The sequence below is a fragment of the Amycolatopsis sp. NPDC051128 genome (assembly GCF_040682715.1).
Taxonomy (GTDB): Bacteria; Actinomycetota; Actinomycetes; order Mycobacteriales; family Pseudonocardiaceae; genus Amycolatopsis.
Genome location: NZ_JBFBBN010000041.1, coordinates 25605 through 38506 on the forward strand (window position 1 = coordinate 25605; position 12902 = coordinate 38506).

At 72.4% G+C, this 12902-nt stretch carries 1 protein-coding gene (only partly in view); it reads left to right on the forward strand.

Annotated features, from left to right (window positions below; translation table 11 throughout):
• On the forward strand, nt 1-12902 hold the 5' portion of the coding sequence (locus AB0M82_RS32745; RefSeq protein ID WP_364730276.1) for a type I polyketide synthase. The gene runs 3379 nt beyond the window's last position; only the first 12902 of its 16281 coding nucleotides appear in the window; it begins with the start codon at nt 1-3; its stop codon lies off the right edge, out of view.

The window sequence follows — 12902 nt, forward strand, 5'->3', positions numbered from 1 at the left end:
ATGGGGATTTCCGATGGTGTCGCGGTTGTCGGGATGTCCTGCCAGCTTCCGGGGGCAGGCGATCCTGCCGCCTTCTGGCGGCTTCTGCGGACCGGTACCGATGCGGTGACCCCGGTGCCCGCCGGGCGGGTGGATCCGGGCCTGGGCCGGGGTGGATTCCTCGACCGGGTCGGGGACTTCGATCCGGCCTTCTTCGGGATCTCCCCTCGTGAAGCGGCGGCGATGGACCCGCAGCAGCGGCTGATGCTGGAGCTGGGCTGGGAAGCCCTCGAAGACGCCGGGCTGCCGCCGGGCGGGGAGGTGGGCGTGTTCGTCGGCGCGATCCGCGACGACTACGCCGATCTACGGCGTCCGCAGGACATCAGCGCGCATTCCATGACCGGCGTGCAGCGCGGGATGATCGCCAACCGCGTCTCCTACGCCCTGGGGCTGCGCGGTCCGAGCTTCGTGATCGACGCGGCGCAGGCGTCCTCGCTGGTCGCCGTGCACACGGCCTGCGCGAGCCTGCTGGCGGGCGAGTGCACGCTGGCTCTCGCGGGCGGCGTCACTCTCAACCTGAGCGCGGACAGCGCCCTGACCGCGGTGCAGTTCGGCGGGCTTTCCCCCGACGGCCGGTGTCACGTGTTCGACGCGCGGGCCAACGGTTACGTGCGCGGTGAGGGTGGCGCGCTCGTCGTCCTCAAGCGGCTGGCCGACGCCGTGGCCGATGGCGACCTGATCCACTGTGTGATCCGCGGCAGCGCCGTGACCAACGACGGCGGCGGTACGAGCCTGACCGCACCGGAGGGGGCCGCGCAGGAGGAATGCCTCAGGCTGGCCTACGCGCGGGCCGGCGTCGACCCGGCCGACGTGCCGTACGTGGAACTGCACGGTACCGGCACCAAGGTCGGCGATCCGGTCGAGGCCGCGGCCCTCGGCGCGGTTCTCGGCGAAGGCCGCCGCCACGACCGGCCGCTGCTGGTGGGCTCGGTGAAGACCAACATCGGTCACCTGGAAGGCGCGGCGGGCGTGGCGGGGCTGCTCAAGACCGTGCTCAGTCTCGAGCACGGTGAGCTGCCGGTGAGCCTGCACTTTCGCACCCCGAACCCGGAGATCCCGTTCGACGCGCTGAAGATCCGCGTCCAGGACCGCACGAGCGCCTGGCCGGGGGCCGGGCTGGCGGGGGTGAGCTCGTTCGGCATGGGCGGCACCAACTGTCACGTCGTGCTGGCGAAATGGACCGGCGCCGCGGCGCCACGCGGGTCGCGCGTCGCGCCGTGGGTGCTCTCGGCCAAGACCGGTCGAGCGTTGCGCGACCAGGCCTTGCGGCTGCGGGAGCACCTCGAGACCCACCCGGAACTGGACTTGGCGGCCGCGGCGCACTCCACGGCCACGACCCGGTCGGCCCTCGACCACCGCGCGGTGCTGATCGCACCGGACCGCGACCGCGTCCTCCCGGGCCTGACCGCGCTAACGGATGGCGTCCCGTTTCCCGGGCTGACCACGGGAGTCGCGCGGCGCACGGGCAAAGTCGCCTTCGTCTTCCCCGGGCAGGGCACCCAATGGCCCGGCATGGCCGCGGCGTTGCTGGAGTCGTCGCCGGTGTTCGCCGGCCGGATGCGCGAATGCGCCGACGCGCTGGCTCCGCACGTGGACTTCCCGCTCCTCGACGTGGTTCGCGGGGAAGTGCGCGACATCGAGGTCATCCAGCCGGCTCTGTTCGCGATGATGGTCTCGCTGGCCGCCCTGTGGCGGTCCTTCGGCATCGAGCCGGACGCCGTGGTGGGCCATTCGCAGGGGGAGATCGCGGCCGCCTGCGTGGCGGGGGCGTTGTCGCTCGAGGACGCGGCGAAGGTCGTGGCCGTACGCAGCCAGGCCTTCCGCGATCTGCTCGGCGAAGGGGCCATGGCCGCGGTGACCCTGCCGGAGCGGGAAGTGGCCCGCCGGGTGACCGACGGCCTGTGGATCTCCGCGGTGAACGGACCGGACTCGACCGTGGTCGGCGGCGACGTGGCGGCGGTGGAGGCGTTCATCGCCACTTGCGAACGCGACGGCATCCGGGTCCGGCGGGTATCCGTCCGGCACGCGTCGCACTCACCGATGATGGCGCCCCTGCGAGAACCGCTCCTCGCCGCCCTGCACGACATCCGGCCGGTGGCGACGGACGTCGCGTTCGTCTCGACGGTGACCGGCGGCGTGCTGGCCGGCTCGGAGCTGGACGCCTCGTACTGGTACCGGAACCTCTCGCAGCGGGTCGAGTTCGAGCAGGCGACCCGGTCGCTGACCGCGCTGGGCTGCGACATCTTCGTCGAGTCCAGCCCGCACCCCGTGCTCACGGCCCCGGTGCGGCAGGTCGCCGAGGACGCGCTGGTGGTCGGTTCGCTGCGCCGGGGCGATGGCGGGCTGGAGGAGGTCCTGGCCTCGGCCGCCCGGCTCCACGTGCGGGGGCGGGCGCCGGACTGGGGGCGCGCGTTCGACGGCGGCCGGGTCCGGCTGCCGACCTACCCGTTCCAACGCGCGCGGTACTGGCTCGACGAGACCGCGCCCGAACCCGAGGCGCGCGAGGCGCCTCGGGACGTCCTGGGGCTCGTGCGGGCGCACACCGCCGCGGTGCTGGGCCATCCGGCGCCGGAAGCCGTCGCGGTGGACGCCACCTTCCGGGAACTGGGGATCGACTCCCATCTCGCGGTCGAGCTGCGCGACCGGCTCGCCGCGGACACCGGCGAGGACCTGTCCGTCACGGTGCTGTTCGACCACCCGACCTGCACCGACCTGGCGGCCCACCTGACCGGTGGCCGCGGCGAGAACGTGCCCGCCACCCGGTCGGCGTCGGACGACGATCCGGTTGTCGTGGTGGGGATGGCGTGCCGGTTTCCGGGTGGGGTCGCTTCTCCGGAGGACCTGTGGAGCGTGGTGGCCGAAGGCCGGGACGTGGTGTCTTCGTTCCCGGTGGACCGAGGCTGGGGCACGGGGTCCGGCGGGTTCGGCGGGTTCGTTGAGGACGTCGCCGGGTTCGACGCGGACTTCTTCGGGATCTCGCCGCGCGAGGCACTGGGTATGGACCCCCAGCAGCGGCTGGTCCTGGAGTGCTCCTGGGAAGCGCTGGAGCGGGCCGGGGTGGACCCGTCGACGGTGCGGGGCAGCGATCTCGGCGTCTTCGTCGGGGTGATGGGCGGGGACGGTGCCGGGGTCACCGGGCGGGCGGCGAGCGTCGTGTCCGGGCGGGTCGCGTACGTGCTCGGGTCCGAAGGCCCGGCGCTGTCGGTGGACACGGCGTGCTCGTCCTCGCTGGTGGCGCTGCACCTCGCGGCCCGGTCCGTGCGCGACGGCGAGTGTTCGATGGCGGTGGCCGGCGGGGTGACCGTGCTGTCGTCGCCGGAGCTGTTCGAGGAGTTCGCCCGCAACGGCGGCTTGGCGGCCGACGGCCGGTGCAAGGCGTTCGCGGACGCCGCCGACGGAACCGGGTGGGCCGAAGGCGTGGGTCTGGTGGTCGTGGAACGGCTTTCCGACGCCCGCCGCCGTGGCCATCGAGTGCTGGCCGTGCTCCGGGGGAGTGCGGTCAACCAGGACGGCGCGTCGAACGGGCTGACCGCGCCGAGTGGTCGTGCGCAGCGGCGGGTGATCCGGCAGGCGCTGGCGAACGCCGGTCTCCGGCCCGCTGACGTGGACGTGGTCGAAGGACACGGCACCGGGACCCGGCTCGGTGATCCGATCGAGGCGCAAGCGGTGCTGGCGACGTATGGCCAGAACCGGGCCGAACCGGTGTGGCTGGGGTCGGTGAAGTCGAACATCGGTCACACGCAGGCGGCCGCGGGCGTGGCGGGTGTGGTGAAGATGGTGCTGGCGATGCGGCACGGGGTGGTGCCGGCGAGCCTGCACATCGACCGGCCGTCATCCTTTGTGGACTGGGCATCCGGTGCGGTCGAGCTGCCGGCGGAGCAGGTGGCGTGGCCCGAGGTGGGGCGGCCACGGCGGGCGGCCGTGTCGTCCTTCGGGGTCAGCGGGACGAACGCGCACGTGATCATCGAGCAGGCGCCGGAAGTCGAGGCCGCTGATCGGCCGGACGGCGATCTGGTGCCGTGGGTGGTGTCCGCGCGGACGGATGTCGCGTTGCGGGAGCAGGTTTCGCGATTGCGGGACTGGCTCAGGGTGCGACCCGAATCGGGCGTCGATGTCGGTTATTCGCTGGTGTGTGGTCGTGCCGCTCTGGAGCATCGTGCGGTGCTGCTGGGTGATCGGGTGGTCGAGGGTGTCGTCGAGCCGGTGGCGAAGACGGTGTTCGTTTTTCCGGGTCAGGGTTCGCAGTGGGTGGGGATGGCGGCGGAGCTGTGGGAGTCGTCGCCGGTGTTCGCGGAGTGGATGGATCGCTGCGCGGCCGCACTGGCGCCTTGGGTCGACCTGCGGGACGCACTGAACAGCGACCGGGTCGAGGTGGTTCAGCCTGCGTTGTGGGCGGTGATGGTTTCGCTGGCCGGGTTGTGGCGGTCGTTCGGTGTCGAGCCCGATGTGGTGGTGGGTCATTCGCAGGGTGAGATCGCCGCGGCTTGCGTTGCGGGTGCGCTGTCGCTTGAGGACGGTGCTCGGGTCGTGGCCGCTCGGAGCCGGCTCATCGCGGAGAAGCTTTCGGGCCGGGGTGCGATGGCGTCGGTGACGCTGCCGGAAGGCCATGTGTTGGATGACCGGTTATCGGTGGCGGTCGTCAACAGCCCGGCTTCTGTGGTGGTGTCGGGGGATTCCGAAGCGATCGACGAGCTTCTGCGGACTGTTCCGGGCAAGCGGATCGCGGTGGACTACGCCTCACATTCGGCTCAGGTCGAGTCGGTGAGGGACGCGCTTCTCGCAGCGCTGCACGGGATCGCGCCGAGTCAGCCGAGGATTCCGTTCTGCTCCACCGTGTCCGGCACCGCGACCTTCGACGCCGAGTACTGGTACCGGAACCTTCGTCAAACCGTCCAGTTCGAGCAGGCCGTCCAGTCGCTGGGTGACGGTGTGTTCCTGGAGATGAGCCCGCACCCGGTGCTCACGATGCACCTCCCTGGCACCGCCGTCGGGTCGTTGCGCCGCGGCGACGGTGGGCTCGAGCGGTTCCTGATCTCGCTCGCGGAGGCGTACGTGCAGGGCGTCGAGGTCGACTGGACGTCCCTGCTCGCGGACGGCCGGCTGGTGGACCTGCCCACCTACCCCTTCCAGCATCGCCAGTACTGGCTCGAAGCCAGGCCGGCGACCGGGGCGGGACATCCGGTCCTGGCGACCACGGTCGAGCTGGCCGACGGAGCCGGCTCGCTGTCCACCGGCCGGATCTCGCTGCGCGCGCAGCCCTGGCTCGCCGACCACGTCGTGGCGGGCACGGTCTTGTTCCCCGGCACCGGCTTCCTCGAACTGGCGGGCCACGCCGGCGCCCGGCTGCAGTGCGCGACCGTTCGGGAGCTCGCGGTCGAGGTGCCTCTCGAACTGTCCACTCAGGACGTCGTCGACGTGCAGGTGCTGGTGGGTGCGGTCGACGGCTCCGGGTGCCGGCCGGTGAGCGTGCACGCACGGCCGACCGGTGACTCCGAGTGGCGCAGGCACGCGAGTGGATGGCTGGCCGCGACCGAGCCGCCGACGGGGTTCGGCCAAGCGGGGTGGCCGCCGGAGGACGCGGTCCCGCTGGACGTCTCCTACGACGTGCTGGCCGAGACCGGCTTCGAGTACGGGCCCGCGTTCCGGGGACTGCGTTCGGCCTGGCAGTGCGGTGACGAGGTGTTCGCCGAGGTCGACCTGCGTCCCGAGCCGGCCGGGTTCGCCCTGCACCCGGCGTTGCTCGACGCGGCGCTCCACCCGCTGCTGCTCGACGGCGGCTTGCGGGTGCCGTTCGCGTGGGCCGGAGTGCGTTACGAGGCAACGGATGCGACCACACTGCGAGTCCGGTTGACCCCGGCGGGGGAGAGCGCCTTCGCCGTCACTTTGACGGACACTGACGGCAAGCCCGTGGCCACGATCGAGTCCTTGACGCTCCGCCCGGTGGGCCGGGCCCGCCGCACCCTGTACGAAGTGGACTGGCGGCCCGCGCCACTCGGGAAAGCGGCGACAGTCACCGTTTTCGCGTGCCCGCAACCGGACAAGGACCTGGGGCCGGCGGTCCGCGAGGTGCTGGCGCGGGTCCTCGACGTGACCCGGGACTGGCTGGCGAACGAGCACGCGCCGGACGAACGGCTGGTCGTGGTGACCCGGAACGCGACGGCCACCGACCCGAACCTGGTCCACGCCCCGGTGTGGGGGCTGGTCCGCTCGGCGCAGGCCGAGCACCCCGGCCGGTTCGTTCTCGTCGACCTGGACGAGTCCGCCGCCGTACCGGACGTCGTCGGACTCGACGAACCGCAGCAGGCCGTCCGCGACGGCGTGGTCGTGGTCCCGAGGCTCCGCAAACTGACCGCCGAGCCCGGTCCCGCGCTGTACGGGACGGTGCTGGTGACCGGCGCGACCGGGACGTTGGGCGGCTTGCTGGCCCGGCACCTCGTCACCGCGCACGGCGTCCGGCGGTTGCTGCTGGTGAGCCGGACCGCCACGGACGAGCTGGGCACCGACCTGACCGAGCTGGGGGCGACGGTCGACGTGGTCGCCTGCGACCTCGCCGACGGTGCCCAGGTGGGCCGGCTGCTCGCGGACCACCCGGTCGACGCCGTCGTCCACGCGGCGGGGGTCCTCGACGACGGCCTGGTCGAGTCGATGACCCCGGAGCGGCTGGACGCGGTGCTGGCCCCGAAGGTGGATGCCGCCTGGCACCTGCACGACCTGACGAAGGACCTGGCCCAGTTCGTGCTGTTCTCGTCGATGGCCGGCGTGGTCGGCACGGCGGGACAGGGCAACTACGCGGCGGCGAACGCGTTCCTGGACGCGCTGGCGGCCCATCGGCGGGCCCGTGGCCTGCCCGCGGTGTCGATGGTTTGGGGCCTGTGGGACGAGCAGAGCGGCATGACCAGTGGTGTGGGCGAGATCGAACGCCGCAGGCTGGCGCGCGACGGAATGGCTCCGCTGCCCACCGCGCAGGCACTGGAGCTGTTCGACGCCGCGCTGGGCGCCGGCCGCCCCGCGGTGGTCGCGACCAGGATCGATGCGCGCGTCCTGCGTACGGACTCCACCTTGTGGCGCGATCTGGCCAAGCCCGCGACGGCGGACCGTGGCCGGGCGCTCGCGGCCCTCCCCGAGACCGAGCGGTACCAGGCCGCGCTCGACCTGGTCCGAGCCCACGCGGCCGCGGTACTGGGGCACCCGACGCCGGAGGCGCTGGCGCACGGACGTCCGTTCCGGGAGCTGGGCTTCGACTCGCTGACCGGGGTCGAGCTGCGGAACCGGCTCGTGGCGGCCTGCGGCACCGCGCTGCCCAGCACGCTGATCTTCGACTGCCCGACGCCGGAGGCGATCGCCGACCGGCTGCTGGAACGAGCGCCGGCCGAGAAGCCCGCCGAGCGCCGGGTGTCCGACGAGGATCCGGTCGTGCTGGTCGGGATGGCGTGCCGGTTTCCGGGTGGGGTCGCTTCTCCGGAGGATCTGTGGGACGTGGTGGCCGAAGGCCGGGACGTGGTGTCTTCGTTCCCGGTGGACCGAGGCTGGGGCACCGGGTCCGGCGGGTTCGTTGACGACGTCGCCGGGTTCGACGCGGAGTTCTTCGGGATCTCGCCTCGGGAAGCATTGGGCATGGATCCTCAGCAGCGGCTGGTCTTGGAGTGTTCCTGGGAGGCGCTGGAACGAGCGGGTGTCGATCCGTCGTCCGTGCGGGGCAGTGATCTCGGCGTCTTCATCGGCGCGATGCGCGGCGACTACCGGACCGACGGCGACTACGGCTTGACCGGCGGCGCCGGGAGCGTGGTGTCCGGCCGGGTGGCGTACGTGCTGGGGACCGAAGGCCCGGCGATCTCGGTCGACACGGCGTGCTCGTCGTCGCTGGTCGCCCTGCACCTGGCGGCCGAGTCGGTCCGGCGTGGCGAGAGCACGATGGCGTTGGCCGGCGGAGTGACCGCGATGTCGTCGCCGGTGTTGTTCGAGGAGTTCGCCCGGCAGGGCGGCCTGGCCGCGGACGGGCGGTGCAAGTCGTTCGCCGGGGCCGCCGACGGCACGGGGTGGGCCGAAGGCGTGGGTCTCGTGGTGGTGGAACGGCTGTCGGACGCCATCCGCGACGGGCACCGGGTGCTGGCGGTCCTGCGGGGCAGCGCGGTCAACCAGGACGGCGCCTCCAACGGGCTGACCGCGCCGCACGGACCCAGCCAGCAGAGCGTGATCCGGCAGGCGCTGGCGAACGCCGGTCTCCAGCCGGCCGAAGTGGACGTCGTCGAAGGACACGGCACCGGGACCCGGCTCGGCGATCCGATCGAGGCGCAGGCCGTGCTGGCGACCTATGGCCAGGACCGGCCCGAACCGGTGTGGCTGGGGTCGGTGAAGTCCAACATCGGCCACACCCAGGCCGCGTCCGGGATGGCCGGCCTGATGAAGATGGTGCTGGCGATGCGGCACGGAGTCGTGCCGCCCACCTTGCACGTGGACGAGCTCTCGCCCGTCGTGGACTGGGATTCGGGCGCGGTGACGCTGGTGCGGGAGCCGGTGGCCTGGCCCGAGGCGGACCGGCCGCGACGGGCCGGTGTGTCGTCCTTCGGGATCAGCGGGACGAACGCGCACGTGATCATCGAGCAAGGTCCGGCTCTCGAGGAGGGCGACCGGCCGGAGGGTGAGCTGGTGCCGTGGGTGGTGTCCGCCCGGTCGGACGTCGCCTTGCGGGAGCAGGTTTCGCGGTTGCGCGACTGGCTCGGGACGCGCCCCGAACCGGCCGTTGATGTCGGCTATTCGCTGGTGTTCGGTCGTGCCGCTCTGGAGCATCGCGCGGTGCTGCTGGGGGATCGGGTCGTCGAGGGTGTCGTCCGGCCCGTGGGCAAGACGGTGTTCGTCTTTCCGGGTCAGGGTTCGCAGTGGGTCGGGATGGCGGCGGAGCTGTGGGAGTCGTCGCCGATATTCGCCGGGTGGATGGATCGGTGCGCGGCCGCGCTGGCGCCTTGGGTCGACCTGCGGGACGCACTGAACAGCGATCGGGTCGACGTGGTTCAGCCCGCCTTGTGGGCGGTGATGGTCTCACTGGCCGGGTTGTGGCGGTCGTTCGGTGTCGAACCCGACGCGGTGGTGGGCCATTCGCAGGGTGAGATCGCGGCTGCTTGCGTTGCCGGAGCGCTATCACTCGAGGACGGCGCACGGGTTGTGGTGGAGCGCAGCCGGCTCATCGCCGAGAAGCTTTCCGGCCTGGGCGCGATGGCATCGGTCACGCTGCCGCAAGGTCACTTGCTGGACGACCGGTTGTCGGTGGCGGTGGTGAACAGCCCGACTTCGGTGGTGGTGTCCGGTGATCCCGAGGCGATCGACGAGCTTCTGCGGACTGTTCCCGGTAAGCGGATCGCGGTCGATTACGCGTCTCACTCGATTCACGTCGAGTCGGTGCGAAACGAGCTTTTGGCGGCTCTTGGGGAAATCACGCCGAAGCCACCCCAGATCCCGTTCTGCTCCACCGTGTTCGACACGGCGACCTTCGACGCCGAGTACTGGTATCACAACCTCCGCCGGACTGTGCGGTTCGAGCAGGCCGTCCGGTCGCTGGGTGATGGCGTGTTCCTGGAGATGAGCCCGCACCCGGTGCTCACCATGCACCTCCCCGGCACCGCCGTCGGGTCGTTGCGCCGCGGCGATGGCGGGCTCGAGCGGTTCCTGACGTCGCTCGCGGAGGCGTACGTGCAGGGCGTCGAGGTCGACTGGGCGCCCCTGCTTGAGGACGGCCGGCTGGTGGACCTGCCCACCTACCCCTTCCAGCACCAGCGGTACTGGCACCGAACCGAAGCATCCACAGTGGACGAGTGGCGGTACCGGATCGCGTGGCGGAAGGTGCCCGAGACGCAGCACGCCCTGACCGGACACTGGCTCGCCGTCGTGCCCGATGACGGCACCACTGGCATTGACCTGGGGCCGAACGTCGAAATCGTCGCGCTGAGCCGGCTTTCCGAGCGCTTGGGCGAGGCCGTCGGCGTGCTGTCGTTCCTCCCGGTGGACGACACCCTGAAGCTGGTCCGGCTGCTGGAGGACGCGGAGAGCGACGCGCCGCTGTGGCTGGTGACGTCCGGCGCGGTCGCGGCGGTACCGGAGGACGTCGTGCGCCTACCGGAGCAGGCGCAGCTCTGGGGTCTCGGGCTGACCGTCGGGCTCGAGCACCCCCGCCGCTGGGGTGGCCTGGTCGATCTGCCCGAGGACGTGGACGACCGCGTGCTCGGCAGGCTGGCCGCCGCGCTCTCCGGCGACGAGGACCAGGTCGCGGTGCGTGCCGACGGGACCTACGCGCGACGTCTCGTGCGCGCACCCCGCAGCCGGCCGGGGCGCGTCTGGCGGCCGCGGGGAACCGTGCTGGTCACCGGGGGAACCGGCGGACTCGGTGCGCACGTGGCCCGGTGGCTGGTCCGGACCGACGCCGAGCGGGTGGTGCTGGCCGGACGCCGGGGTCCCGGGACCCCCGGCGCGGCCGAACTCGCGGCCGAGCTGGGTGACAAGGTCACCTTCGCGGCCTGTGACGTGGCCGACCGCGCCGCGGTCCGGGACCTGCTCGCGTCGCTGCCGGACCTGACGGCCGTCGTGCACGCTGCCGGAGCCGGCCAGCACAGCACACCCGTGACCGAGATCGACGACGCCGCCGAGGTGATGCGGGCGAAGGTCGCCGGCGCGGCCAACCTCGACGCCCTGCTGGACCACGACACGCTGGACGCCTTCGTGCTGTTCTCCTCCGGCGCCGGGGTGTGGGGCGGCGGCGGGCAGGGCGCCTACGCGGCGGCGAACGCCTACCTGGACGCGCTCGCCCGGCAGCGCCGGGCCGCGGGCGGCAACGCCACCTCGATCGCCTGGGGCACCTGGGCGGGCGACGGCATGGCGCGAGGTGGCGTCGGCGAGCGGTTCCGCCGGCTCGGGCTGTCCGAAATGGACCCGCGGCTGGCGGTGCGCGCGCTCCAGCAGCTCGACGAACCGTGCCTGGTCGTCGCCGACATCGACTGGCCGGTGTTCGGGCCCGCCTACTCCGTCGCGCGCAGGCGTCCCTTGCTGGCCGAGGTCTTCGAAGAGCCCGAAGCTCCGCGCCCGGTCGTCGGCGATGCCCTCCCGCTGGTCCGGGCGCAGGTGGCGGCTGTGCTGGGGATGGAATCCGGGGACGCGGTCGACGTCCGGCGGGCGTTCCGGGAGCTGGGCTTCGACTCGGTCACGGCCGTCGAACTGCGCAACCGGTTGAACCACGCGACCGGTCTGGCCCTGCCGGCGACGGTCGTGTTCGACCACCCGAACTGCGCCGCGCTCGCCGCCTACCTGACCGGGCCCGCGCCGGAGCCGGCGGCGGCCGCCACACCCGTCGGCGAGGAGATCGCGATCGTGGCGATGAGCTGCCGGTTCCCCGGCGGGATCACCTCGCCCGAGGACCTGTGGCGGCTGGTCGCCGAGGGAGCCGACGCGATCTCCGAGTTCCCGGCCGACCGCGGCTGGACCGTTTCCGGCAGCGGCGGGTTCCTCTACGACGCCGCCGAGTTCGACGCGGGCTTCTTCGGGATCTCACCCCGCGAGGCGACCGCGATGGACCCGCAGCAGCGGCTGATGCTCGAGTGCTCGTGGGAGGCCTTCGAGCGGGCGGGCATCGATCCGGAGTCGGTACGCGGCAGCCGGACCGGGGTGTTCGTCGGCGCGCTGGCCCAGGACTACGGCCCGCGGATGCACCAGGCGCCGGCGGACTTCGCGGGGTACCTGGCCACCGGCAGCACCGGAAGCGTCCTCTCTGGCCGGATCGCCTACACCTTCGGGCTGGAGGGCCAGGCGGTCACCATCGACACCGGCTGCTCCTCGGCGCTGGTGGCGTTGCACAACGCTTGCCAGGCACTGCGGCAGGGCGAGTGCTCGATGGCGCTGGTCGGTGGCGTGACGGTGATGTCCAGCCCCGGCGCGTTCGCGGAGTTCGAAAGGCTGGGCGGGATCGCCGCCGACGGCCGCTGCAAACCGTTCGCGGACGCCGCCGACGGCACCGGCTGGAGCGAAGGCGCCGGGATGCTGCTCGTCGAGCCGTTGTCCGAGGCCCGCCGCAACGGTCACCCCGTACTGGCGGTGATCCGGGGCAGCGCGGTGAACCAGGACGGCGCGTCGAACGGGCTGACCGCGCCGAGCGGGTCCGCGCAACAGCGCGTGATCCGGCAGACCCTGGCCAACGCGGGCCTGGCGCCTGCCGACGTCGACGTCGTGGAGGCACACGGGACCGGGACCCGGCTCGGTGATCCGATCGAGGCGCAGGCGGTGCTGGCGACGTATGGCCAGGACCGCACGGAGCCGGTGCTGCTGGGGTCGGTGAAGTCGAACATCGGGCACACGCAGGCGGCCGCGGGCGTGGCCGGTGTGGTGAAGATGGTGCTCGCGATGCGGCACGGGGTGGTGCCGGCGAGCCTGCACATCGACCGGCCGTCGACCTTCGTGGACTGGACGGCCGGCTCGGTGTCGTTGGCGCGTGAGCAGGTGGGGTGGCCCGAGGCGGACCGGCCGCGACGGGCCGGGGTGTCGTCCTTCGGCGTCGGCGGCACCAACGCGCACGTGATCATCGAGCAGGGACCGGTGGCCGAGGTCGCCGACCGGCCGGACGGCGGTCTGGTGCCGTGGGTGGTGTCCGCTCGTTCCGCGGACGCGCTGCGGGAACAGATCCGACGGCTGTCCGAGTGCCCGGGGACGGCTGTTGACGTCGGCTATTCGCTGGTGACTGGTCGTGCCGCCTTCGACCATCGTGCGGTGGTGCTGGGTGATCGGGTGGTCGAGGGTGTTGCCGAGCCGGTGGCGAAGACGGTGTTCGTTTTTCCGGGTCAGGGTTCGCAGTGGGTGGGGATGGCGGCGGAGCTGTGGGAGTCGTCGCC